A 25,306-nucleotide genomic window follows, 5' to 3' on the forward strand; every position below is an offset into this window, starting at 1 on the left:
CCATGTCAAAAAATTAACATGGTGTTAAAAAAAGCGAAAAAGTTTGGAAGATATCTCTAAAGTATATATATTTGAAGTGCGAAAACAAATATTTTCTTAGTTTTGCCTTGCAAAGGCCTTGCTAAATGGAAGATATGTTACAAACTAGGCTTTTTTTAACTGCCTGGTTTTTTTTTGCGATTATGATTTCAATCATAAGAGCTCAGCAAAGTTAATTTATTTTTTCAAATTATCAAATTTAAATTTTATTTTTTTTCAAAATAAGTTATTTTTTTTCACATCAAAATATACAAATATTTGATAATCAAATATTTAATATGCTAAAAAAATAAAATAAAATACGCCAACATTTGTCGTAAAGTTTGTTATCCTGACATTTTTTAAAACTTATTTTTATAAAAAATCGCAAAATATTTTATAAATGAAAATATAATTGTACCTTTGCGTTAGGAATCAAGCAATCTAAATATGAATGAGAACCAATTTTTTATAAATTTGGGTGCTAACATTTCCTCTATTAGAATTAAAAAGGATATAAATCAAGATGATCTCGCCAAATTTCTTGATTTATCCCGACCGTCAGTTGTTAATATAGAAAAAGGAAAGCAAAAGCCCAGCATTTATACTTTAATATTAATTGCAAATTATTTAATGGTAGATATTAAGGATTTACTGCCAGAAATTTCACCAGCAATTGAGAGAGCGAACGTTATTGGCTTAGGATTCGATAAGTCAATTTTTTCAGAAGACAGGGACTTTGTAAAATTTATGAGAATAGTTTCAAAAAACAAAAAATAAAATGTCAATTTCAAAAAGTACTATTGATATTACGCGAGAGTATATCAATAACAATACTTCTCTTTTTCAGACACTTCCAATTAACCTTGAAGAGCTTCTAAAGAGAGATGAGATTAGTGTGATAAATTATCCATTTGAAGATGATATTTCTGGAGTTTTAGTTATAGAAGGAGATAATACAACAATAGGAATAAATAAAAAATCTAGTAATGTAAGAAGAAGATTTACTGTAGCTCATGAACTTGGACATTATAAGTTGCACGCTCAGAAATCTAAAATGTTTATGGATAATGTATTCTTTAGAAAAAAGTCGGAAGGATACACTTCTAAAGAAGAAAAGATAGAGAAGGAAGCAAATTACTTTGCTGCGAATATTCTTATGCCCGAAAATTTAGTTAGAAAGGAAATAATTGAATTAGATTGTGATCTACACGATGATACTACAATCGCCTCCTTAGCGAGTAAATTTGAAGTAAGCTCATCAGCAATGACCTTTAGACTAATAAATTTAGGATTAATTTAAACTTTAAAAAAAATGGAAAAGTAAAACCCGCCAGCTATTGACGGGTTTTACTTTTTATGATATTCCAGAAGAAAACACTTAAAAGAAAAACTAAAGACAAGAAGTAATAACAATTCTCTTATCTTTAAAAACAAAAAATCCTCTGCAATAAAGTACGGAGGATCTGTACCCCAGACGGGACTTGAACCCGTACGTCCTACGAACACAGGATTTTAAGTCCTTCGTGTCTACCTATTCCACCACCAGGGTATAAAGCAGAGCGAAAACGGGACTCGAACCCGCGACCCCCAACCTTGGCAAGGTTGTGCTCTTCCAGCTGAGCTATTTTCGCAAACTTGTGTGATGGTCTACTATTTTAGCATATCAGTGAAATATTACGCTCATCAATCCAGTTGGCTTATAAATTTATTCAGACCTTTTTATTTGGGGAAAATAGCATTTGCCCCGGTTATTTTCCGTGAGCTGCAAGATGGCGGATTCAGCTAAACAATGGTTTGTCTATGCTAACAGCAGACATAAAAATATTATAAATTTCTCACATCTATATCTTTGCCGGATTATTATACACCGAACTTGCTGTTATAACTTAATAAACTTTGGCAAACTTATTTCGGTATTCAATGGGCGTAAGTCCTGTTATTTTTCTGAAAATATCACGAAAAGCTTTCGTATCCGTATATCCTACATCATACATTACTTCCGAAACATTTTTCCGTGATGCTTCAAAAAACTTTTTAGCAGCTTCTATCCGTACCCGCTGCATGTATTCTACAGGAGTATTGTTTGTTGCATCTTTAAACCTTCTTTCAAAGGTACGGCGTCCTGTACCGGCATATGCCGCAAGATTTTCAACATTTATTTTCTCTTCATAGTGTTCCTCTATAAAATCCTGAACCTTCTTAATCTGTTCATCCGTATGGTTTCTCTGGCCACGGAAAATCGCAAATTGCGACTGGTTATCTCTGCTTATATCTAATGCAAAATATTTTGAAATCATAATAGCTGTTTCCCTGTCCGAATATTTTTCTACAAGGTATAGTATCAGGTTCCATAAGCTGCTGGCTCCACCACTGCTGTAAATATTATCATGCTCTGTTATAATAGCGCCGTCTTCTACTTCTACCTGCGGATACCTGTTTTTAAACTCATTGATATAGGCCCAATGGGTGGAACATTTACTGCCGTCAAGAAGACCTGTTTCTGCAAGAAGAAAGGCTCCGACACATAAACTGGCAAGGCTTGTTCCTCCGAAATAAAGCTTCCTGAAATAAGGAATTGCGTCTGCATTGGCTGCTATACCTTCATCCATAGTCCCAAAGGTAGGAGGAATAATAAGCAGATCAGTATGGGTAACGTTCTGAAGTAGCCTGTTGGTCTTTATCGTATATTCCCCACTATTAGCCGGAACATATTCGTTTAATCCTACATATTCCACTTTAAAGATGGGCTTTTTCCCAAACACGGAAAGAAACTCATTGGCCGTATGAAAAGTCCTGAATGCCGGGGTTATGGCTTCTATCGTACCATATTGAGGAACAAAAACTGATATCTGCATACCTTTTATTTTGTTGTAAAGATACTTATATTTTTTGTCGCAATCCACCCCTTAAGTTGTCGTTTTTGCAACAGCCCTATTTTTATTATCTATGCGACCTTTGTCATAACAATAACAACAAAAAATTAAAACAATGAAAGAACAAGTAAAAATTAAGGTACAAGCTGAAGTTAATGCTCCTGTGGAAAAAGTATGGAAAATGTGGAATTCGCCGGAAGATATTATGAACTGGAATTCGGCAGACCCAAGCTGGCATTGTCCGAGTAGTAATAACGATCTTAGAGTAGGAGGTACATTTACAAACAGAATGGAAGCCAGGGATGGAAGTTTCGGTTTCGATTTCTCCGGCACCTATGATAAGGTGGACCCAAACAGGGAAATAACTTATACCATGTCTGATGGAAGAACAGCTTCTACCATCTTCAATGAACAGGACGGAAAAACGTTGGTAACCACAAGCTTTGATCCTGAAACAGAGAATGACCCTGAATTTCAGAAACAAGGCTGGCAGGCTATTCTAAATAGTTTTGTAAAATATGCAGAATCATCTAATAATTAGTAAATCAGAAAACATGAAAAAGAATAGAATAATTTTCTGGGCAGCTACCATTGTACTGTCCTTATGGGAAGGCGTTATGCCTGCTGCAACATTATTGTTTGCACCGGAATATGTAAATGCAGGAACAAAAGCGCTGGGGTATCCCGACTATTTTGCTTACGCATTAATTATCAGTAAAATATTAGGAATTGTAGCAATATCTCTTAATAAGATACCGGCTACAATAAAAGAATGGGCTTATGCAGGCCTCGCATTTAACCTGATATTTGCATTTATAAGCCACGCATGTGTTGATGGGAATCCGGCATATATGCTTATGCCTCTTATATTTCTGGCTTTGCTGGCAGTTTCTTATCGCTTCCGGAAATGGAATGTCCGAAAAGAAAACGTATCGGCTTCCGGAGTTGCCTCCTATGATGAAATATCTGCAGCACAATAAGGCTTCCGATTATTATAAAAAAACTGAAATATATTCAAACATCTAAAATCAAACAAAATGACAAATAACAGCGTTTCATTACACAGAATAATCCAGGCTGCTCCGGAAAAAGTTTTTCGCGCATTTGCCGATGTGACAGCTTATGCCTCCTGGATTCCGCCTTATGGATTCATATGCACTGTACAGCAGGCAGATTTTAAAGAAGGCGGAAAGTTTAAAATGACTTTCATTAATTTCAGTACTGGTAATGGGCATTCCTTTGGTGGTACTTATGCTGAGATCAGAGAAGGGCAGTTCCTTAAATATATCGAGCAGTTTGATAATCCTGTTCTACAGGGAGAAATGACGACTACAGTCTCATTCGGCAAAGTATCGTGTGGAACAGAAATCAGAATTGAACAAACCGGTATTCCGGAACAGATACCTGCAGAAATGTGCTATCTGGGCTGGCAGGAATCTCTTGATAAATTAAAAAGGCTTGTTGAACCTGAAATTCCGGATGCTTAATGTAACTACATGCTTAAACAACAATATAAATCTGCAAAATTCGGAATATTCATAACGCTGGCAGGAAATTGTAAAGAAGCATTTACTTTTTACCAATCATGCTTTGGAGGCGAACTTTTTTTTGAAATATTGGAAATACCCCTAAATCAATACCCCAATAAACCTGTGATTAGTGGTTCTCTAATTTCTGAACGCATCGTTCTTCATGGTTCCGACCTGGTTCATGATGAAGGATATCAAATTGGTAATCACCTTGCAATTTATTTCCCTTGCCGGAATTCATCCGAACGGTTTAGGTTCATCATACAGCTCAGCGGGAATATAGCAGATTCTTCTCTGGAGTTGAAAAAGCAAAGGCTCATCGAAATAACCGATATTTTTGGGGTTCGGTGGATATTGGGATTGGCTCACGAAAAGTAAAAAAAGACTTAAGGATAAAAACTATCAAAATTAAATTTTTGATAGTTTTATTTATAAATAGGATTACATCTCCTGTATTTTATTTTTCTTTATCCTGTTGTAAAGGTTCGTCGGACTGGGGTTATAGCATTCTGTTATAAATTTTTGGCAGACCCATTTCGGTTTGAAGCCAAAGAAGCCATTAAATTAAGAACAATAGAATTAACAAAGCCCCTAAAACCAAAAAATCCTCTGCAACAAAGTTACAGAGGATCTTGTACCCCAGACGGGACTTGAACCCGTACGTCCTTACGGACACAGGATTTTAAGTCCTGCGTGTCTACCAGTTCCACCACCAGGGCATGGAGTGGAGCGAAAAACGGGATTCGAACCCGCGACCCCAACCTTGGCAAGGTTGTGCTCTACCAGCTGAGCTATTTTCGCAAACGTAGTGCGGATGAAGGGACTCGAACCCCCACGCCTCACGGCACCAGATCCTAAGTCTGGCGTGGCTACCAATTACACCACATCCGCTGGTTTTGTTGATCTCTATTAATAGAGATAACCGACTTTCTTATCACAAATATAAGAAATCAATTTTAAAAAATAATCATCTTAAAAAACAAAAAAAATCCTCCGTAACTAAGTTACAGAGGATTTTAGTACCCCGGGCGGGACTTGAACCCGCACGTTCTTACGAACACAGGATTTTAAGTCCTGCGTGTCTACCAGTTCCACCACCAGGGCATGAAGTAGAGCGAAAAACGGGACTCGAACCCGCGACCCCAACCTTGGCAAGGTTGTGCTCTACCAGCTGAGCTATTTTCGCAAAACGTAGTGCGGATGAAGGGACTCGAACCCCCACGCCTCACGGCACCAGATCCTAAGTCTGGCGTGGCTACCAATTACACCACATCCGCATTGTTTTGTTAAGATATATTTTAAAGATCTTCTCTCGTTTTTGTGAGTGCAAATATAGGGCAATTTTCTTTAATTGCAAGAGTTTTCAAAAAAAAATTAAAATTTCGGCATTTTTTTTTCCTGACCCCAAATATTACATTTCATTTTCTTACTTTTACATCGTTAATTATATACGATATGGAATTACAAGGAACGGTAAAGAAACTTTTTGATGCTCAGACATTTGCGAGTGGATTTCAAAAGAGAGAAATGGTTATTTTAACTCAGGAACAGTATCCACAGCCGATAAACATAGAGTTTTTGTCTGATAAGATCAGTTTATTAGATAACCTTAAAGAAGGAGAAAATGTAAAGGTGGGAATCAACATCAGAGGAAGAGAATGGACGTCTCCACAAGGGGAAACTAAATATTTCAACTCTATTACAGGTTGGAAAATAGAAAAAGTAATGGATAATGGATCTGAGCCAACTCAGGCTAGTCCATCACAATCTGCTTCTCCGGTTTCAAATGAGAATCCATTTGCAGGAGATGAGGATGATGATTTACCTTTTTAATTAAGATACAACGATTAAAAATACAAAATCCTGCTTTTTAAGTGGGATTTTTTTTCCTCAACATGGTTCGATTAGACAAAAACGAGATTTCATTTCCTGATCCGGAACTTTATGACGGGCATGAAGGAGTTATAGCTTTTGGGGGTGATCTATCAGTAGACAGGATTTGGTTTGCTTATCAGTTGGGTATTTTTCCCTGGTACAATCCCGGGGAAGAGATTCTTTGGTGGAGTCCTGATCCGCGTTTTGTTTTATTTCCTAATGAATTAAAGGTTTCCAAATCGATGCGGAAAATACTCAACAGGGGTGTTTTCACATTTACTGAAAACAAGGATTTCAGGGGCGTGATCAAAAACTGCCAGGAAATAAGCAGAAGTGGCCAGTCGGGTACCTGGCTTTCTGACGAACTCATGGAATCGTTTATTAAACTTCACGAATATGGATTAGCAAAAAGCATCGAGGTGTGGAAAGATGAAGAATTGGTGGGTGGTTTTTATGGTCTTCAGATCGGGAATGTCTTTTGTGGCGAGAGCATGTTTGCGAAAGTAAGCAATGCTTCTAAAGCCGGTTTTATTCATTTTGTAGAAACCTACAAAGATCAGCTGGATCTCGTAGACTGCCAGTCTCATACCGAGCATCTGGAAAGTCTGGGAGCAAGGATGATTCCTAAAAAACAATTTTTACACCACTTACACAAAAAATAATGAAAGCAGAAAAAGAGAAATGGATTCTTTTAATTGTACTCACCCTTATTTGGGGATCCTCTTTTATTTTAATAAAAAAATCTTTAGAACATTATAATCCCTATCAGGTAGGAGCCCTTCGGGTTCTTATTGCAGGAATTATATTACTTCCGGTCGCGATTTCCAAATATAAATTATTCCCGAAAAAACACTTGAAGTGGCTTATTTTAGCCGCGATCACCGGAAATTTCATTCCGATGTTCCTCTTCCCTATTGCGGAAACAGAAGTGAGCAGCAGTATTGCCGGGATCATCAATTCCATGATGCCTATTTTCGTGATTATTGTAGGGGCGCTGATATGGAAGTTCGACACGACAAAACAACAGATTATTGGCGTCTGTATTAGCTTCGCAGGAGTTTGTCTGCTGGCTTTCGGAGGTGATGACGAAGGAAAGTTTAAACTCATTCCTATCTTATTGCTTCTGTTGGCCACCTTATGTTATGCAATAAGCACAACGACGGTAAAATCCAAACTTATGGAATTGTCTTCCGTTATTTTGTCATCATTCGTATTCTCTTTCGTATTGTTTTTCCCTTCTATAATTGCTTTGGCGCTAACCGGATTCTTTTCGGAATTTAGTTTTTCAGAAGATAACATGATGGGTCTTATGTTTGTAGGATTACTTTCCGTATTCGGAACTGGTCTGGCTATGACGATGAATTACAGACTACTGAAAGTATCTTCTCCTCTTTTTGCCTCTACGGTAACTTTATTGATGCCTATTGTTGCGATCATCTGGGGAATTTTAGATGGCGAATCTTTAACCTTTTTACAATTTGTAGGTGCAGCCATCATTATTGGAGGCCTGATCTTTTTAAGAACGAAACCCACTATAAAAAAATAAATCCTGCATTACTGCAGGATTTTTATTTTAAATAATCATTACCGATTGTTAATTCTTTTTCTTCACTTTAGCTTTAGCCTTTTTAACCCCATCTTTTATAAAAGGATATTTTTTCTGCATATCCTGAACAAGAGTTGAGTCCAAGTCTAACGCCTGTTGAAGTGATTCAATTCCTTTTTCCTGTTCTCTCAGGTTGAAATAACAGTTGCTTAGCTGATAATACAATTCTGCTCTGTTGTGATTTTCTATTGCTTTATATAAAATCGTAACCGCTTCTTCATACTCACCCAAAAGCATTAATACTTCTGAATATGCATACCAATTGTAAAACCTTGAAGGCTCAGAAGCGACCAGTTTCTTTAAGCAAGAAAGGCTTTCTTCAAACTTTCCTGAATCGATGAACAAAAATGCCAATCTTTTCTGATAATCAAGATTGCTGTCGTTCAGGTGGGTTGCTTCTTTTGCAAAATGCAGTGCTTCTGCCATTCCGCCCATCTCTTCATATAAGTACGACTGCTCCATCATAGAAAGATAGAACTGAGGATCTTCTCTCAATGACTTCTGAAAAGAATTTAATGCCACGATCGGCTGTTTCAATGCTTTATAGCACAATCCGATTTTATAATAAGTAAATGCTTTCGTATATTCCAATTCAAGCATTTCCTCATAAACCTCGATTGCTTTCTTATATTGCCCTAAAGCCTCATAACAAGCAGACTTATTAGCATACACTCCCACAGAAGATGAATTGATCGCTAAAAGGTAATCAAACCCTTTGATCGCCTCCTCATAATTCTTTCTGTTGAAATAGAATTGTCCGTATTCATACCAAGCGGTCTCAGAATAAGAAAATTCATCTAAATATTCATTCAAAAAGGCAATAGCCTCCTCACTCTTTTTTAAATCATTAAAGCAGATCATACAGTTCTCCAACGCATATTCATCCGTTGGGTCTTCTTTCAATGCTTTTTTATAATGTATAAGAGCGTTGAAAGGATCTCCCAGGTTTACATATTCATCCGCAATAAAATTGTGAAGGAAGTTTTCTTCTTCTTTCAATTCTAATGCTTTTTTACAAATATCGATAGCCCTTCTAGGATTTCCCAAATTCGAATAATACTTGGCGTAACAAACTAAAAAGTCCGTGTGCTCCATAGATGAAGCCTTTAACTCGTCAATTAGTTCTTTTGCCGTATTATAATCTTCCCACTCCAACAGAACTTCAAGCTTTTTGATCTTGATGTCTAGTGAATTAGGATGAAGCTTTAGGCCATAAGTAACAGCATTATCTGCATAGTTAAAATCGCCCAGCTCCAGATAATAAACAATAATGTCTTCCAGTTCTTCTGTATCGAAATAGAATTCATCATTATTTTCAATCATTTCTTCGAACTTTTTTACAAGTTCATTTCCAAAATATTCTTCCAATATAGTGTCTACTCAGTCAGCCAATGCCCGAATTTTCTTGCGAACCTCGGCAAACTTATTTAATTAATATACTACTTCTGAAATTGTTATTCAAAATTACTGCAAATTTGCGACTTTTTTTTGAATTATGTTTTCGTAATTTTCTATCCTAAAGATAGTAAAAAGAAGAATATAATAAAAGAAATGTGGATAAAAAGAGGGATTCACATTAAATTAATACGACTAACCTTTTTCTGTTAGGAATTTCATTTTCCCAAATTGTTTTAATGTCTTTTAAATCAACGTTTTCCGTTTCCATTTTCAATTTTCCATCTGCTGCTGCCTGAAACATTTCGGGAATAATCTCTGTGAGTAATAATCTAAATTCCTCCGGAGACCAGCTTCCCAAACCGGAACCCGAAATCTGCAGGTCAGTACCCCTCAGGATTTGTGACGATAACTGAATGGTATCTCCACTCATTCCCCCTACAGAAACCAGCCTTGTTTTATGAGAAAAATTTCCATCTCCTTTTATGGCTGATAAAAGAAGCTCAACAGAATGCCCCCAGATATAATCCAGAACAACATCGATAGGAGTCTGATGATGGATATCTTTTATTCTTTGCTTAAAATCTTCATCATCCAATTTTAAAGAGATCACCTCATCGGCTCCCAATTCACGTAGAGACTTCAGCGCGTCTTCATTTCTTCCGGTAACAATTATTTTTTTGGCTCCGTATAATTTCGCCACCTGAACGGCAATTTTACCTGTTACTCCTGTAGCCCCGTTAATAAGAACTGTTTCCCCTTCTTTTAACTGTGTTTTAAATTTCAGTCCCATTGCTGATCCCATTACTGCATTGGGTAATGCTGAGGCTATTGAAAAGTCTAATCCCTCGGGAACAGGAACGATCATTTTTTTGTCGGCTACCGCTTTTTCGGCTACGGTTCCTTTTTTACTGAAGAAATAGACTTTAGATCCGTCTTCCAATAATCCGGCGCCATCACTTCCGACAACAGTAGGTTTATGTTCCTCATTTGCCGTTGAATAATGTTTTCCGCTTGCCCTTGCTCTGTCGAGATGTTTGATAGACGCTGCTTTTACATAAATCAACTGTTCATTATCCTGAACTTCAGGATCAGGGAAATCTGCATATTGAGGAATTTCTCCTTTTTCAAATACTATTGCTGCTTTCATTCTATTTAATTTTTATACAAAATTATTCCTAAAGCGACTCGTTGTGCAATAACATTTGTTATCAGTTAAGCTCTTATTTTTCTTTCAGGATCTTACTTTTTATTCTGCTGAGATGCACCGTGGTAATTCCAAGATAAGATGCAATATAATGCTGAGGGACTCTTTTGATGATCTCTGGCTTTTCCCTTGTAAGATTGAGGTATCGTTGTTGTGGACTGTCTTTAATAAATGAAAAAAAATGTTTCATATAATCAAAAGTCCGCTCAAAAATGGAATCCATAAACCGGTCTCTTAATTGAGGATCTTCATAGATCTCAGCTAAAATTTTATCAACAGTAGGCTTGTCTATTTTCCACAACACACAGGGTTCAATCGTTTCAAAAGAAACCATACTTGGCAATCCTTTTCTAAAGCTTTCCAAAGATGAAAACATGGTATTTTCCATAAAAAACTGGAATGTGATATCTTTTCCATCATTATTATACCAGGCCCGCGCCATTCCTTTTTCTACATAATAAGCATGTAAAGACACTTTATCTTCTTTCAAAAGGATTGTTTTTGCGGGAACTTCCATTCGTTTGAATTCTTTCACAAATTCTGCACATTTAGCTTTTGGAAAAGGAAATCTGTTTTTGAGGTGCTCAAACATTTTTTAAGTATAAAAAAAGAACGGAACATAATGCTCCGTTCTTGTTATTTTTAAATCAAACTATTTATTTTTGCGATGATCTCATCTGCCAGCTGATCTGCTTCTTCCTGAGATTTAGCTTCAGTATATATTCTGATAATAGGTTCTGTATTCGATTTACGAAGGTGCACCCAATTATTTTCAAAATCTATTTTTACGCCATCTATCGTAGAAACCTTTTCATTCTGATATTCCTTTTCCATTTTTGCTAAAATATCATCTACATTGATTTCAGGAGTCAGTTCAATTTTCTTCTTACCCATAAAATAACTTGGATAACCAGCTCTTAATTCTGAAACGGTCTTATTTTCTTTAGCTAAATAAGTAAGGAAAAGGGCTACACCAACCAATGAATCTCTTCCGTAATGCAAGTCAGGATAAATGATCCCTCCGTTTCCTTCACCTCCGATTACTGCATTTTTCTCTTTCATTAAGGTAACCACGTTCACTTCTCCTACAGCACTTGCGAAATATTCTGAATGATGATTTTGAGCGATATCTCTCAAAGCACGGCTTGAAGAAAGGTTTGAAATAGCCACCCCATTTTTATTCTTTAATAAATAATCTGCGATAGCTACCAGGGTATATTCTTCCCCGAACATTTCTCCTTTCTCATCGATCAGTGCCAATCTGTCTACATCCGGATCTACAACAACTCCGAAGTCAGCATTTTCTTTTTTCACCAATTCGCAGATATCTCCTAAATGCTCTTTTAATGGTTCAGGATTGTGAGGAAATTGTCCGTTGGGTTCACAGTATAGTTTTACCGTTTCACACCCTAGCTTGTCAAGCAACATTGGAATAGCAATTCCTCCTGTTGAGTTTACGGCGTCTAAAACAACTTTGAATTTTTTAGCTTTAATCGCTTCTACATCTACCATTGGTAAATCAAGGATCTGCTGAATATGAATATCAAAAGCATCATCTCTTGTTTCATATTTTCCTAAATCATCTACTTCTGCAAAATTGAAATCTTCGCTTTCAGCGATAGCCAACATTTCTGCTCCATTCTCACCACTGATGAATTCTCCTTTTTCGTTAAGTAATTTAAGTGCGTTCCATTGTTTTGGATTGTGAGAGGCGGTAAGGATAATCCCTCCGTCTGCCTTCAGTTCAGGCACCATAATTTCAACGGTTGGTGTTGTAGAAAGTCCAAGATCAACAACATTAATTCCTAAACCTTGTAATGTAGCCGTTACCAGAGAAGAAACCATTCCACCGGAAATTCTAGCGTCTCTTCCTATAACAAGCGTTAAATCTTTTTTGTTTTTATTATTCTGAAGCCAAGTTCCGAATGCTGAAGCGAACTTTACCACATCAAGTGGCGTCAAGTTATCATTCACTTTTCCTCCGATCGTTCCTCGGATTCCTGAAATACTTTTAATTAATGACATTGTGGGTCTTTTGTAAGTTTAAATTCTATTTAATATTTTGCTTAAGGCAAAGCAAAATTAGAAATTATTTACATGACTTGCATGACAAATTTATGAACAACCGCAATCTTTGTCACAACCCCCGCCTTTAGAATTGAATTTTTTAGGGGCAAAGTTCTTCCTGATCACTCTAAATAAAGAGTAGCAGGCAAATCCCACGATTAATATTACGATTATGTATTGAAAAATTAATGAAGAGTTCATTATTTTAAAATTTGATAAATAAACATTGACACAAAGTATGCCAAACCGGTCATCATTACCACCTGAAAGCCAGTCCATTTCCAGCTTTTGGTTTCTCTGTAAACTACTGCAAGTGTAGAAACACACTGCATTGCAAATGCGTAAAACATAAGTACGGATATTCCTGTTGCAAAATTAAACACTTTCTCCCCATTTGGTTTTACATCATGTCTCATTTTATCTATTACTTTCATTTCAGGAGCATCATCATCCAAACTGTATAAAGTAGACATTGTTCCCACGAAAACTTCTCTGGCAACAAAACTGGTTATAATTCCAACGCCCATTTTCCAGTCATATCCCAATGGGGCAATTGCCGGCTCTATCGCTTTACCCATCTTTGCAAGATAGGAATGATCTAATTTTACATCAGTAGCGACCATCTGATTGGATTTTTGTGATGGGCCGAAATAACTTAAAAACCAAATAATGATACTCACAATAAAGATTATTTTCCCGGCTCCTGTGATAAAATCCCAAACTTTTCCTAACACCATTTTAAAGTCGTATCCGAAAAGTGGTTTTTTATAGGTTGGTAAATCCATTACCAGATAGGTCTTCCCTTTATCTTTAATAAATCTTTTAAGAATAGCAGCGGAAAATAAAGCAACAAGGAAACCTAATAAATACATTCCCATTAAAACAAGTGCCTTATATTTTATTCCTAAAAAGCTTTTGTCTGAAATGACCAATCCAATGATGATACTGTAAACAGGAAGTCTGGCAGAACAAGTCATAAATGGTGTTACCAAAATGGTTAACAATCTTTCCTTTACGTTTTCAATATTTCGGGTTGAGATCACTGCAGGAATAGCACAGGCTGTTCCCGAAACCAGCGGCACGATACTTTTTCCATTTAATCCAAAAGGACGTAAGAACCTATCCATCAGGAAAATAACCCTTGCCATATATCCTGAATCTTCCAATAAATATAAGAAGTAAAGTAAAATACCAATTTGTGGCGCAAAAACCATAATCCCTCCCAATCCAGGAATAATTCCGTTTGACACTAAAGAATTAACTGGACCATCAGGAAGATGTTCGCCTGTAAATGCAGATAGCCATGAAAAGAAACTTTCAATCCAGTTCATAGGAAATTCTGCCAGAAAGAAAACGCTCTGGAATATGATTAGTAAGATAAACATGAAAACGACATATCCCCAGAATTTATGAACCAGAACCTTATCGAGTTTTTCCGTCAATAATTCTTTGAACTGAGGTTTTTTAGTGATAACATTTGCTAAAACCTTATCTATATTTTGATATCTTCTTACGGTTTCCTGAACCTGTAATCTTTTTGGAACTAAACTTTTAGCATCTGCTCCATTAAGCAAATCATGTATTGATTCTATTTTTCCAAGCCCTGGACCAGAAGATATACTCATCCATGCTTTATACTCATTATCAAAACCTTTGTGAGCCTTAATTTGAGAAATAAAATCTTTATGTTCGTTAGGTGTTTCAAAAGAAATGTGATCTCTTTTTTGAAAATCACTGTTGAAAACAGCTTCTCTTATTTCATCGATACCAATCTGCTCTTTGGCATTGGTCTGGATAATTTTAATATTTAAAGCTTCTGAAAATTGTTTGATATCAATATTAATCCCTCTTCTCTCTGCCTGGTCAATCTGATTAACCACCAAAATCATGGGAATTCCCAGATCCTGGATCTGTTGGAAAAGAAGAAGTCCTCTTTTTAAACTTAGTGCTTCAAGAATATAAACTACTCCTGCATAATTCTTCTGTTCATCGATCAGAAATTTAGAAAAAATAGCCTCATCCTCGGAGCTTGGGTAAATACTGTAAGAACCTGGTAGATCAATTACCTCAACCTCTTCATCTTTATACCTGTAGTTCCCGGAATAACTAGCTACAGTAACACCCGCATAATTTCCTGTTTTCTGCTTTTTATTGCAGAGTGTGTTGAAAACCGTAGATTTTCCCACATTAGGATTTCCTACTAAAAGGATCTGTTTTTTCGTATTTTCCTGCATTAATCCAAATCTTGTACAATGATATAATCTCCTTCTTCCTCTCTAAGAGCAATCCGGCTTTTCTCCTCTCCAAATTCAACATACATGGGACCATTAAACGGAGCCTGATACAAAATCCTAAAAACAGTTTCCGGTAAAAGTCCCATTTCTATAATTTTGTTCGGCATCTTTAGATGGTCATTATCATAGTCCAGTATTTTCCCCATTTTATTCTTAGGAAAACCGCTTAATTTATGTAGATCCTTCTCTTTCAAAGCCTGCTTTTTGTACATGCAAATGTACGCTATTTAAATTTAATCTAAATAACCTTTGGTTTAAAAAAAATAAACCCAAATGCTTAAAAAACATTTGGGTTCACTTGATAAAATATAATTTAGTTAGTTGAATGTCTATTTTTTCTTCTTGTCTGCTACCTCAACTTTTTCAATTGGGTTATCGTTGGCATTAAAGAATTCTTTGTATTGCTTTTCCTGCTTTTTCATCATATCTCCAAGCGTTCCGTCCATTCCTGGTATCGTCTTGGAAAGCATTTCCTGAGTCATCATAGGTCTCATGGTAGCAAAAGGATCCTTCTTAAAATCATTGTATGTTTTTTCAAACTTCTCTCTTGTCAGTTCATTTACTTTTCCTCCTTTCGCCTGCATTAGATTTTCAACATATGAATACTCTGTATAATCTTTTACTTTTTTATTTCCTTGAAGAACCCAAGAATAATCTTTAGCGTCATCTTCTATTTTAACAATTAGTCCCGGAAGACCAGAAAACTTATAAGGTCCGTCCTGGAAGGGTAGATCAGTACTGAACCACGCCGTCCATTTTCTTCCTCCAAACTCTGTAGTCGCCTTTTGAGTGTTATATGCTCCTATCTTTTGTTTCTCATTCTGAATGTTCCAGTTAAATTTCGGTTCTTCATTATAGCCAATATTACTTGGTGTAAATCCACTGGCAATTTTATCCACATACTGAACTTTCATGCTCGGGTATGATTTATAGATCCTTGCTGAAAGTTTTGGCTGCTTAATCGTTTTTGAAAGGTCTTTCATCACGCCTGCCTTCTGCATTGCTTCTATTTCTATTTTCAGAATAGAATCCTGGGCGATGATCGTGTAATCTTGGTATATAGATCTGTTTTTGTCTGTAATATCCAATATAGTGACCACCTTATCAATTTTTGTAGAATCCTTTTTAGGTTTAAAGGTAAGTTCGTAAAAGAAACGGTTTGCAGTTTCTTTAGATTCCTGAGCATTTGCAACAGCAAAAAGAGCAATTAAAAATACTGAGAAGAGCTTTTTCATTGTAATAATGTTTACTTATTAGTTACCATTTCTATGAAAATGTTACAGTTTTTTTTGGTTTTAATCATAACACTTTCATTTTGAGTTAATTGAAAAAAGTTTTCAAGCCTATTTGACAACACGCTAAGATTGATTTCAATATTGTTCTTGCTTCTTTATTTTGTTTTTTGAAAAGATTATTATTCTCTTAAAATGATATTCATACTAAAAGCTTTAACTTTAAATACCTAAAAACAAAAATTAATATGGACACCTTATCTCAATTAAAATCAGAACTCGATAACGAGTATCAGACGACCAGAAAGTTCTTCGACATTTATCCTGATGACAAAAATGATTTCGCTCCCCATGAAAAGAGCATGAAAATGAAACCTCTAGCCAATCACCTTGCCGACATTTTTGAATGGCCGAATACGATGCTGAAAACATCAGAACTGGATTTTGGCACCGCTGAGTATCCTACATTATCTTCTACAAAAGAAGATCTGTTGAAAAAATTAGATGACAACTTTAAATCAGGTATTGATGCATTAGAAAATGCAAAAGAAGAAGAGCTAGATTCCACCTGGGCTTTGAAAAAAAACGGTCATGAATTGGCAAAGTGGACGAAGTATGCGTCAATCCGTCATAGTTTAAATCAAATAACCCATCACAGAGCACAACTTGGAGTGTATTACAGACTCAATGACATTCCATTACCTGGAAGTTATGGGCCATCTGCGGATGTACAGAGTTTTTAAAAATATTTTTAAATAAAAAAACCAATCTCTCGGGATTGGTTTTTTTTCTGTTTATTTTAGTTTATTATTTGAAGTTGAATTTTACGGTAAACATGACCTGACTTGGTCGGAGCTGAACTCTAGTGTAAGCAATGCTGTTAGTTGTTGCATTAATATTATAAGTTTCAAAAACCTTTCTATTCGCTATATTTAACCATTTCAGCTCAAAATCAATCTTCTTCTTGGCCCAGGTAAATTGGTAAGTTAAATCATAAAAAGCATTATGGTATTTTTGAGTTCCGTCACTCGTATTTACCTGATCCCAGTTAAATCCAATTGTGTGGTTTTCTATAGGATAAAAGAACAATCCTAAATTATGATTGAATCCCTCATTTATCCCCAGTCTCCCTCCATTATTTAACCCTATATTTTCTTGTTTATTTCTAGACAAATTAAGATTGTAATCTACACTCATCCAGCTAAAATAAGTGTTATTGAGTTTAAATCCGTAAGTCTGTGTATTGTTTTTATTTTGAAATTGATTTTCATTTAAAAAGGCGTCTGATTTAGCAACTGTATTACCATAGCTAATCGAAGCATTTGTTTTAAATTTTGGGAAGTATTTACCTACTTCAACACTAAATGCATTGTTTTTTGCATGATTTTCCTGTTCAATAAATTGCATTAATGTAAAACCTGTTGTTGGATCTAGGATAGGTGAAGAAAGTAAATTTTTCTTACTATCACTCAGTCTATAATTAAGGTTAAAGAATAGATTGTTCAGTGGATTTCTGTATTCAATTCGTGCTCCTGCCGATTTTGTATTCGTTTGTGGAATAGGATTGTTAGGACTCATTACGTTAAATCCTCCCGGACTGGTTAAAATATATCCTGCATATGCAGAGTTTACATCACCAAAATTATTACTGATATTTACATTTGCACTTGCTTTCCAAAAAGAAGCAAACGTATATTGTGCAAAAATATTAGGAGTAAAAGTCGTTTTATTTAACGATTTAGAAACACCTCTCAATCCATCTTCTGCCTTAATGTTATTTAAATTCACAGGAAAATTGGCAAATAAGCTCCAAGAATCAGATTTATAATTCACCCCGACTGAAGCTTTAGGTGTAATTTCTGTAAACCTTAAACTATTTTCATAAATAGGATCATTAAAATTAGGAGGAAGGTCATTTGGTATATCAGGATTTGGTATAGCAACCCCGCTAAAATTAGTATTTAGTTTATCTGTAGAAAAATCAATCCCAACTTCTGGTGTAAACGTCCAGCCTTTTGTTGAAAAGCTAATATTAGCAGAATGAGAAGTATCAAGCGTTTTAATTCTCATATTTTGTATTGCTCTACTACCTGGAGCAAAATTAATAGTTGTAATTGAATCAACAGCCGGATTTCTGTAAGGAAATTGTAAATAATTGGCTGGAGTTATTTCCAAGGTTTGCCTATCATCTTGGTAATTAATATATGATTTAAGATTAACCATTTTCTCCTTCCATGGGATAATTGTACTTAAAGAGTTTTGGAAAGAGGATGTCGGAGACTCTATTCCTTCATTTCCTAATCTTCCTCCTCTTGTTGCAACGGCTCTATCTGCATTCCAAAATTGACTAAAGCTGGTTGTATTTTTGAAAAATCCTTTTTTAGCATTTTTTGTAAAAATTAATTCTCCTTTTATTTTATCTGTATAATAGTTATTTTTTGTACTTGTTACAACAGTAGATAAAACATTATTATCCGGAGAAAAATATTTGGTTTCAACATTATCTTCTCTTTCCACTGCATTATTTGTATAGTTTGCATTGGCCTTTAGTTCCCATTCTTTTTTCTTGTCAATATTGGTCAAATAATTAGCTGATAAATAATGCACATTATTCATTAAGTATCTTTTTACTGGTAAATTTGGTGTGGTTGCATTCTCAACATTCAACCAATCGTTTTGAGCTGCATTAATTCGTCGTCCCTCCCAACTATTTCCAAAGGCCAGAATATTTCCTTCATTTTCTACCTGCTCGCCCATGTTATTGGTTTTATAATTAACGACCCATTGGCTTTTCTGTCCAAAGAACATCGGTGTTAATTTCACATTCCACAGCCACGGATCTCCAAAACCGGTTCCGACTTCACCTCTACCTGTCATGGTAACCGAATTTTTTAGCTTAATATTAATGGCAGCCTGATCTGAAGGTACTTTGTCCTGAAGTATTTTTACGGGTTGGTGATTCTCAAGAACTTCAACTTTCTGCACCGCATCTTTTGGCAGCGAATTGTTTATCGTACCATATCCGCCTTCCATAAGATCTTTTCCGTTAACGTAAAATTTGTTGATGGCATTTCCCTGGTAAAGAATCGTTCCATCTGTATTGACTTCAATTCCCGGGATCTTTTTCATCACGTCAGCAAGTGTTCTGTCACTTTTACTATCGAAAGCCTTAAGGTCATAGGCAATCGTGTCTCCTCTTGAGGTGATCATTTTGGTTTTAAGCTGGACTTCTTTGATTTCTGTCGCTTCGGACTCCATTTTAAAACTTAAAGTCTGATCGCTGTTGCTTATTTGTTTCGTTAGCGGTTTTTGATTAAATGCCTTTACTTTCAGATCTACATTGGATTCAGCTGAAGTAAAACTTACTTTATATTCTCCTTTTGAGTTGGTAATTCCATACGCTAAAATGGCATCTTTTCCAGGTTCTTCAACTGTTACACTTGCGCTTGGAATAGGAACACCATCTTCATCTGTGATCTTTCCGGTAACTGATTTCTGTGCATAGGTAAGTACAGAGAGAAAAATCATCAGAAACAAAGTAATATTCTTTTTCATATTCTAGTTATTTGCTTAATTAGTTATTGTTGTGTGTTTTTTGTTACATATGTATAGAGATGCATTTTAGAGGAATAAGTTAAACCGCTGCATTTCACTATGTTTTTAGTGATAATTTTTTTCGAAATTTTTCCTTTTCCAGATTTTACACTCAATTTGTTTCAGTATGAACAGATTATTTTTAGATTATTACTTACATCTTCATTTAATATTTATAGTTTTGTTTATTTCGACTAAATAAAACTGCGATAAGAGTTATAGATTAATAAAATCTTAAATGTTTTATTGTAAATATTTTATTAATAATTTTGTAACATAAAATTTATAAGAATGGGAGTCATTTTAAAGCCTATTGATATTGTAGACGACATCACCAAAGAGGAGTTCTTTGAAAAATATCTAAAGCCAAGAAGGCCAGTCGTTATTAAAAATATGGCAAAAAAATGGCCAGCTTATCAAAAATGGACGATGGAGTACATAAAAGAAGTAGTAGGAGATGTCGAAGTTCCTTTATATGATAGTTCAAAGGCTGATCCTTCCGCTCCTATAAATACGCCTACCACAAGAATGAAGTTCGTTGATTATATTGATCTTATCCAAAGAGAACCAACTGATCTGAGGATCTTCTTTTTTGATCCGATAAAATTTGCGAATAAACTACTGGAAGATTATATTTCTCCAAAAGATTTAATGGGCGGGTTCCTCGATAAATACCCTTCGATGTTTTTCGGAGGAAAAGGTTCTGTTACATTTTTACATTATGATATAGACTTACCTCATATTTTTCATACCCACTTCAATGGGCGGAAGCATGTGATCCTTTTTGAAAATAAGTGGAAAGAAAGATTATATAAGATTCCTTATACAACCTACGCACTGGAAGATTATGATATTGAAAATCCTGATTTCGAAAAGTTCCCTGCCCTGAATGGTATCGAAGGAATTGAATGTTTCCTTGAGCATGGTGACACCCTGTTTATGCCTACCGGATGGTGGCACTGGATGAAATATCTGGATGGAAGCTTCTCACTTTCTCTTAGAGCATGGGATAAATCCTGGGCTGTGAAAGCACATTCTATATGGAATCTTACTGTTCAGCGTAAATTTGACGATGTTATGAAAGTCAATTTCAAGAAAAAATACATGGACTGGAAGGAAAAGAAAGCTGTTAAAATAGCAGAAAGTGCATTAAAAAACAACTTACCAAAGTAACAACGATCCAACATAACAGGCGTACAGTTTTTCTAAAATTGTACGTTTTTTTTTGCGATATATTGATTGATAAAATAATCTCCCTGAAACTTGAGTTTGTCAATTTAATCCCTTTTATAAAAGCAAAACTCTTTATTTGTAAATTCTCATTAAATCTTGCAAATAAATAGCTATAATGCATAAATGTTGAATATTTCTCACATCCCAGAGTTTTTATCACACTGCTATTATCCTTATCCTACTACCTTATCGAAGTCATAAGCTCTTTCCGTTATTTTTGTTTAGTCTAAATATCGAAAACTGTGATTTGAATCATAGATTAAAAAAAACTTAAACTCACCATCATATTTATTTATTTAATAATTTTGTAACATAAAATTTATAAGAATGGGAGTTATTCTAAAACCTATAGATGTTGTCGACGATATTTCTAAAGAAGATTTCTTCGAAAAATACCTGAGACCCAGAAAACCGGTTGTCATAAAGAACATGGCAAAAAAATGGCCAGCTTACCAAAAATGGACGATGGAATATGTAAAAGAAGTGGTAGGAGATGTTGTTGTTCCTTTATATGATAGTGCCAAAGCCGATCCCGCAGCTCCGATCAATGCTCCTACTACAGAAATGAAGTTTGCTGATTATATAGATCTGATTCAGAGAGAACCAACAGACTTGAGAATTTTCTTTTTTGATCCTATAAAACGTGCTAATAAATTATTGGACGATTATATTTCCCCAAAAGAATTGATGGGCGGATTTCTCGATAAATATCCTTCTATGTTTTTTGGAGGTAAAGGTTCAGTAACATTTTTGCATTTTGACATTGATTTAGCGCATATTTTCCATACTCACTTCAATGGAAGAAAACACGTATTGCTTTTTGATTATAAATGGAAAGACAGGTTATACAAACTTCCTTATGCAACCTATGCTCTGGAAGATTATGATATTGAAAACCCTGATTTCAAAAATTTTCCGGCTTTAGATGGCGTAGAAGGGATTGAGTGTTTTCTTGAACATGGTGATACGCTATTTATGCCTACCGGATGGTGGCACTGGATGAAATATCTTGATGGAAGCTTTTCTATTTCTCTAAGAGCATGGGACAAATCCTGGGCCGTGAAAGCGAATTCCCTTTGGAACCTTACCGTTCAAAGGAACTTTGATAATTTTATGAAAGGGCGCTTTAAGAAAAGATACATGGACTGGAAAGAGAAAAAAGCTGTTGAAAGAGCAAATTATGCTTTGAAAAGAGGCTTACCTAAATAATATGAAAAAGGCGTTTCAATTGAAACGCCTTTTATTTTTATAAGATCCTATAGACCGGATATTGTCTGAATGTTTTTTCCTCAAAATAAGAGGAATGTCTATATACCCAGTCCAATTGAGCATCTCCGTCTTCAGCAAATTTCTTGTCTGAAGATTTCTTATCCTCAAAAGCTTTTTTCAGTGTATTATCCTTTTTCAGAAGTTCGGCAGCAGTATCTTCAAAAATATAGGCTGAAAAGTATTCTTTCTGAGCTAAAATGCCATCAAAGAAATTCCAGTTAAAGAAAGAATCCAAAGCTTCGGGTTCTAAGGTCTCAATAATATATTTAACCCCGGGCTGTTGAGTTGGAACAATATAATCACCTGCTGAGAAAGCCTGTTTTTTATCTGATTTATCCACTGTCGTTTCATAGTGCAGATAATGTCCTTCATATGGGTTTTTAACCGTCTTAAAGTCATTGATCTTATACGACTCTACCATCATTATACTGTCTTTCTGAAGTCGTTTCATCTCTATCTTATTTCTTCTAAATTCCTCAATTACGCGGTACTGCGATTGTGGAATCACATAATACTTAGGTATTGTAATATAGCTTGTAGGAACGGCTGTGGTAAACAGTTTTATTTTCTTTGTAAAAGGCTTGTTTCTATAATAATATAACCTTGGTTTTCCTGAAATTTCACTTGGTTTATACTTTCCTTCATATCCCTTAAAATCCATGGTCGAATATTTTGTAGAATCTATCTTCCATCGTATTCCATATTGCTTCCCTGCCTGATATTGTTTTAGGTTTTCAAGACGAAGTTCTTTAATTTTTCTATAATCCTTATCAAGATTCTGAAGATTGACGAGCATATACTTGTAGGTTGCATCCACCCTTTTGTCATAAGGTTTCAGCATATGTGTTTCAGGAACCGTTCCCAAGGAATTAAATAAAGAGGTATATCCTGTAGAATATCTTGGTGAGTCTTCAAAAGAAGCAAATCCAATCTCCGGAACATCCCCATGGATATTGACATATGGTGTACTTTCATATCCTGTTTTCTTTAAATCATCAAGATTTTTAGCCTGATAATCATTGTAAAAATAATTCCCCAGAACATTTCCCAAGCGTTCTTTAAAAGTTGAGATATAGGTAAACGTATACTGATAATCTGCCCCGTTACTTACGTGATTATCAATGAAAATATCCGGCTTCAGCCATTGATAGATCTCCTGAAAGCTTCTGGCGTTTTTAGAATCAGCTTTAATAAAATCCCTGTTGAGATCATAATTTCTGACATTTCCTCTAAAGCCATATTGTTCAGGACCGTTTTGATTGGCTCTTGAATAGGAACCCCTATTGAGCATTCCACTTATATTATAAGCAGAAATGGCGGCAACAATAAAGTTTTGAGGTGTTTTTATTTTTTTTGTAGCAAGATCGCGCATCAACATCATGGTCGCGTCAATTCCGTCCGGTTCTCCAGGATGAATCCCATTATTAACAAATAGAATGGCTTTATCTTTCCTCAGTTTGTCCAGATCTTTTTCAGGAAAAGGATTATAAATGACGACGTAAATAGGTTTTCCGTTGTCATCCTCACCTTTTTTAAGATATTGAATGCTAGGAAACTTTTCAGCAAGACCCTGATAATAGGTATTCATTTCATCATAGGTAACCGTCTGATTACCATTTCCTTTTTCAAAAGGTGTTTGATAAGACTGCTGAGAAAACAATACTGAAGAACTAAGAAATAATAGGAAATATTTAAGTTTCATGAAGGTATAATTTCAGTTTTTAAAATTACTGAAATTATCTTTTCAAAAAGCTTTGGTTAATCGCAAAGACGCAATCGTTGCATAATAGACTTTTTATTATAGATTAAAAACTTACGCCTTAATCATTAACTATCAATTTCTTCCCTTTTCATCAGGATATAAGCTTGTAAGCGGATCGCTCTGCCAGAACTCTTTGGTTTCAACATCCATAATAGATAAAGGTCCTGTATAAGCTGCTCCTGTATCTAAATTCCAGATATTCGCTTTATTAAGAGGATAAGTAATTCCCAGTTCTGTAGTTGAAGTATGACCAATAAAAATTTCTTTAAATAAAAGCAGCCTTTTAGGATACAATTCTGAGTTCTTACTCAGCTTCTTGTCCATTGCTACAGCGGTTTCCCAAAGAGTCCTATCCCAACGGTAATTGCTCATATACATTTCTTTTTCTGGACCATGCATTGAAGAATATCCAGCATGAATAAACAAGCGGTTTTGATCATCTACATAATAATTTCTCATTCGCTGGACGAACTCTAAATGCTTTTCCAAATCTTCTAAAGAATAGGTTTCATAGCTTTCAACCGTTTTTCGACCTCCATTGAAAAGCCATGCATCTGCTTTTTCACCAGACAAAAACCAATCTTCACACCAGGCATCATGATTTCCTTTAATGAAAATACAGTCTTGGGTTTTGGAAAGTTCCATTAAAAATTTAATGATTTGAGAAGATTCGCTCCAGCCATCCACATAATCTCCTAGAAAGATCAATTGATCATCAGCAGTCACCTTTGCGCGTTCCAGAACCTGAATTAAGGCTTTAAAGCCACCATGAATATCTCCAATTACTAATTTCCGCTTCACTTTTTACTTTGAAATATATTTAACATCTACAAAATCAGTTAACCAGACTCCATTATCCGAAAGATAAAATTCAATATTTTCCTTAAACATTTCGCCCGTTCTGATTATCAAAATTACGGGTTTTCCGTGACGCATACCCACTTTTGTAGCCGTTTCTTTATCCGAACTTAAATGAACATGCTGTCTGTTTCTTTTCTCAATTCCTTTTTCTAAAATCGAAGCCATATTTGCTTCTGCCGTTCCGTGATAAAGGAATTCTGGGGGCTGTTGAGAAATCAATACCAGATCAACATCAATGGAATGTCCCTGATTGGCTCTAATCTTCGTTTTATCTTCATTAAAAGCAAACCTTTTTTTGTTATTGGTTTCAACGACCTCATCTAATTCTTCCAATGCAAAACGCATTCTGTTCCTAGCTGATTTTTCGATCAACTCACTGACATCTGCCCACCCGTTTTCGTCCAGTTTCAGATGAATTGTTTCCGGCTGGTGCCTAAGAATCAGACTTAAAAATTTACTTATTTTTTTGTTTTCTATTTCGTTCATGA

Annotated in this window: 24 protein-coding genes and 8 tRNA genes; 12 read left to right on the forward strand and 20 right to left on the reverse strand. The window is 35.4% G+C overall.

Annotated elements, in window-relative coordinates; translation table 11 throughout:
* The first annotated feature begins 468 nt into the window (after positions 1-468).
* Positions 469-798, forward strand: a complete 330-nt coding sequence (locus AC3WRL_RS07230; RefSeq protein WP_492330016.1) for a helix-turn-helix domain-containing protein — start codon at positions 469-471, stop codon at positions 796-798.
* Between the two features lies 1 nt (position 799).
* Entirely contained in the window at positions 800-1,321 is a 522-nt protein-coding gene (locus AC3WRL_RS07235; RefSeq protein ID WP_492330017.1) for an ImmA/IrrE family metallo-endopeptidase, read from the forward strand.
* 166 nt (positions 1,322-1,487) lie between these two features.
* Here AC3WRL_RS07235 and AC3WRL_RS07240 read toward each other — a convergent pair.
* The 3 genes from AC3WRL_RS07240 to AC3WRL_RS07250 form a co-directional block, all read right to left on the reverse strand.
* Positions 1,488-1,570 (reverse strand) — tRNA-Leu (locus AC3WRL_RS07240).
* 9 nt (positions 1,571-1,579) lie between these two features.
* Positions 1,580-1,652 (reverse strand) — tRNA-Gly (locus AC3WRL_RS07245).
* Between the two features lie 255 nt (positions 1,653-1,907).
* Positions 1,908-2,876, reverse strand: a complete 969-nt coding sequence (locus AC3WRL_RS07250) for a GlxA family transcriptional regulator (protein WP_492330018.1) — start codon at positions 2,874-2,876, stop codon at positions 1,908-1,910.
* 133 nt (positions 2,877-3,009) lie between these two features.
* Between AC3WRL_RS07250 and AC3WRL_RS07255 the strand changes: the two genes are divergently transcribed.
* The 4 genes from AC3WRL_RS07255 to AC3WRL_RS07270 are packed head-to-tail and all read left to right on the forward strand — an operon-like array spanning position 3,010 to position 4,801.
* Positions 3,010-3,435, forward strand: coding sequence for an SRPBCC family protein (locus AC3WRL_RS07255; protein ID WP_261510482.1), 426 nt, complete (start codon positions 3,010-3,012; stop codon positions 3,433-3,435).
* 13 nt (positions 3,436-3,448) lie between these two features.
* A complete protein-coding gene (locus AC3WRL_RS07260) occupies positions 3,449-3,874 on the forward strand; it encodes a DoxX family protein (RefSeq protein WP_492330019.1) in 426 nt (141 codons plus the stop codon).
* Positions 3,875-3,931: 57 nt separating this feature from the next.
* Positions 3,932-4,381, forward strand: a complete 450-nt coding sequence (locus tag AC3WRL_RS07265; RefSeq protein ID WP_261510486.1) for an SRPBCC family protein — start codon at positions 3,932-3,934, stop codon at positions 4,379-4,381.
* A 9-nt stretch (positions 4,382-4,390) separates the two neighbouring features.
* The gene (locus tag AC3WRL_RS07270; RefSeq protein ID WP_492330020.1) at positions 4,391-4,801 is read left to right on the forward strand and encodes a VOC family protein; all 411 of its coding nucleotides are present in this window, start codon (positions 4,391-4,393) and stop codon (positions 4,799-4,801) included.
* A 257-nt stretch (positions 4,802-5,058) separates the two neighbouring features.
* Here the strand turns inward: AC3WRL_RS07270 and AC3WRL_RS07275 are convergent.
* The 6 genes from AC3WRL_RS07275 to AC3WRL_RS07300 form a co-directional block, all read right to left on the reverse strand.
* Positions 5,059-5,142 (reverse strand) — tRNA-Leu (locus AC3WRL_RS07275).
* Between the two features lie 6 nt (positions 5,143-5,148).
* A tRNA-Gly gene (locus AC3WRL_RS07280) sits at positions 5,149-5,224 on the reverse strand.
* A gap of 8 nt (positions 5,225-5,232) precedes the next feature.
* Positions 5,233-5,314: transfer RNA gene (locus AC3WRL_RS07285), tRNA-Leu, on the reverse strand.
* A 129-nt stretch (positions 5,315-5,443) separates the two neighbouring features.
* Positions 5,444-5,527: transfer RNA gene (locus AC3WRL_RS07290), tRNA-Leu, on the reverse strand.
* A 9-nt stretch (positions 5,528-5,536) separates the two neighbouring features.
* Positions 5,537-5,609, reverse strand: a tRNA-Gly gene (locus AC3WRL_RS07295).
* Between the two features lie 9 nt (positions 5,610-5,618).
* Positions 5,619-5,700 (reverse strand) — tRNA-Leu (locus AC3WRL_RS07300).
* Positions 5,701-5,878: 178 nt separating this feature from the next.
* On the opposite strand from AC3WRL_RS07300, the gene AC3WRL_RS07305 reads away from it, so the two are divergent.
* The 3 genes from AC3WRL_RS07305 to AC3WRL_RS07315 all read left to right on the forward strand — a co-directional run bounded on the left by AC3WRL_RS07305 (position 5,879) and on the right by AC3WRL_RS07315 (position 7,844).
* Complete coding sequence (locus AC3WRL_RS07305; RefSeq protein ID WP_214829716.1) at positions 5,879-6,256, forward strand: DUF3127 domain-containing protein; 378 nt, start codon at positions 5,879-5,881, stop codon at positions 6,254-6,256.
* A 62-nt stretch (positions 6,257-6,318) separates the two neighbouring features.
* Positions 6,319-6,960 carry a leucyl/phenylalanyl-tRNA--protein transferase gene (aat, locus tag AC3WRL_RS07310; protein WP_214829718.1) on the forward strand — a complete coding sequence of 214 codons (642 nt, stop codon included), beginning with the start codon at positions 6,319-6,321 and terminating at the stop codon, positions 6,958-6,960.
* Entirely contained in the window at positions 6,960-7,844 is an 885-nt protein-coding gene (locus AC3WRL_RS07315) for a DMT family transporter (protein WP_214829720.1), read from the forward strand. The genes aat and AC3WRL_RS07315 overlap by 1 nt, the downstream gene beginning before the upstream one ends.
* Before the next feature lie 48 nt (positions 7,845-7,892).
* Here AC3WRL_RS07315 and AC3WRL_RS07320 read toward each other — a convergent pair whose 3' ends face one another.
* From AC3WRL_RS07320 to AC3WRL_RS07350, 7 genes are all read right to left on the reverse strand, one after another.
* A complete protein-coding gene (locus tag AC3WRL_RS07320; protein WP_214829722.1) occupies positions 7,893-9,272 on the reverse strand; it encodes a tetratricopeptide repeat protein in 1,380 nt (459 codons plus the stop codon).
* Between the two features lie 208 nt (positions 9,273-9,480).
* Positions 9,481-10,449, reverse strand: coding sequence for a quinone oxidoreductase family protein (locus AC3WRL_RS07325; RefSeq protein ID WP_492330021.1), 969 nt, complete (start codon positions 10,447-10,449; stop codon positions 9,481-9,483).
* A 73-nt stretch (positions 10,450-10,522) separates the two neighbouring features.
* Entirely contained in the window at positions 10,523-11,098 is a 576-nt protein-coding gene (locus AC3WRL_RS07330) for a Crp/Fnr family transcriptional regulator (RefSeq protein ID WP_492330022.1), read from the reverse strand.
* A 50-nt stretch (positions 11,099-11,148) separates the two neighbouring features.
* Positions 11,149-12,531 carry a phosphoglucosamine mutase gene (gene glmM, locus AC3WRL_RS07335; RefSeq protein ID WP_492330023.1) on the reverse strand — a complete coding sequence of 461 codons (1,383 nt, stop codon included), beginning with the start codon at positions 12,529-12,531 and terminating at the stop codon, positions 11,149-11,151.
* Positions 12,532-12,773: 242 nt separating this feature from the next.
* Entirely contained in the window at positions 12,774-14,807 is a 2,034-nt protein-coding gene (feoB, locus tag AC3WRL_RS07340; protein ID WP_261510494.1) for a ferrous iron transport protein B, read from the reverse strand.
* On the reverse strand, positions 14,807-15,079 hold the full coding sequence (locus tag AC3WRL_RS07345; RefSeq protein WP_214829738.1) for a FeoA family protein: 273 nt from the start codon (positions 15,077-15,079) through the stop codon (positions 14,807-14,809). The genes feoB and AC3WRL_RS07345 overlap by 1 nt, the downstream gene beginning before the upstream one ends.
* Before the next feature lie 117 nt (positions 15,080-15,196).
* Positions 15,197-16,102, reverse strand: a complete 906-nt coding sequence (locus tag AC3WRL_RS07350) for a GLPGLI family protein (protein ID WP_214829740.1) — start codon at positions 16,100-16,102, stop codon at positions 15,197-15,199.
* A 245-nt stretch (positions 16,103-16,347) separates the two neighbouring features.
* Here AC3WRL_RS07350 and AC3WRL_RS07355 point away from each other — a divergent pair, with 245 nt between their 5' ends.
* The gene (locus AC3WRL_RS07355) at positions 16,348-16,842 is read left to right on the forward strand and encodes a DinB family protein (protein WP_492330024.1); all 495 of its coding nucleotides are present in this window, start codon (positions 16,348-16,350) and stop codon (positions 16,840-16,842) included.
* A 64-nt stretch (positions 16,843-16,906) separates the two neighbouring features.
* On the opposite strand, the gene AC3WRL_RS07360 is transcribed toward AC3WRL_RS07355, so the two are convergent.
* Positions 16,907-19,654 carry a carboxypeptidase-like regulatory domain-containing protein gene (locus AC3WRL_RS07360; RefSeq protein ID WP_214829746.1) on the reverse strand — a complete coding sequence of 916 codons (2,748 nt, stop codon included), beginning with the start codon at positions 19,652-19,654 and terminating at the stop codon, positions 16,907-16,909.
* A gap of 330 nt (positions 19,655-19,984) precedes the next feature.
* Between AC3WRL_RS07360 and AC3WRL_RS07365 the strand changes: the two genes are divergently transcribed.
* Together AC3WRL_RS07365 and AC3WRL_RS07370 are read left to right on the forward strand one after the other, a co-directional pair.
* Positions 19,985-20,866 carry a cupin-like domain-containing protein gene (locus AC3WRL_RS07365; protein ID WP_214829749.1) on the forward strand — a complete coding sequence of 294 codons (882 nt, stop codon included), beginning with the start codon at positions 19,985-19,987 and terminating at the stop codon, positions 20,864-20,866.
* Between the two features lie 387 nt (positions 20,867-21,253).
* Complete coding sequence (locus tag AC3WRL_RS07370; protein WP_214829752.1) at positions 21,254-22,135, forward strand: cupin-like domain-containing protein; 882 nt, start codon at positions 21,254-21,256, stop codon at positions 22,133-22,135.
* 37 nt (positions 22,136-22,172) lie between these two features.
* Here AC3WRL_RS07370 and AC3WRL_RS07375 read toward each other — a convergent pair whose 3' ends face one another.
* The 3 genes from AC3WRL_RS07375 to AC3WRL_RS07385 form a co-directional block, all read right to left on the reverse strand.
* Positions 22,173-23,897 (reverse strand): M14 family metallopeptidase, encoded by a 1,725-nt coding sequence (locus tag AC3WRL_RS07375; protein ID WP_492330025.1) that lies wholly within the window; start codon positions 23,895-23,897, stop codon positions 22,173-22,175.
* Positions 23,898-24,029: 132 nt separating this feature from the next.
* A complete protein-coding gene (locus AC3WRL_RS07380) occupies positions 24,030-24,758 on the reverse strand; it encodes a metallophosphoesterase family protein (protein ID WP_214829758.1) in 729 nt (242 codons plus the stop codon).
* 3 nt (positions 24,759-24,761) lie between these two features.
* Positions 24,762-25,304, reverse strand: coding sequence for an RNA 2'-phosphotransferase (locus AC3WRL_RS07385; RefSeq protein WP_214829761.1), 543 nt, complete (start codon positions 25,302-25,304; stop codon positions 24,762-24,764).
* Positions 25,305-25,306 lie beyond the last annotated feature (2 nt).

This window comes from Chryseobacterium sp. FW101-FHT12H09 (assembly GCF_058790395.1).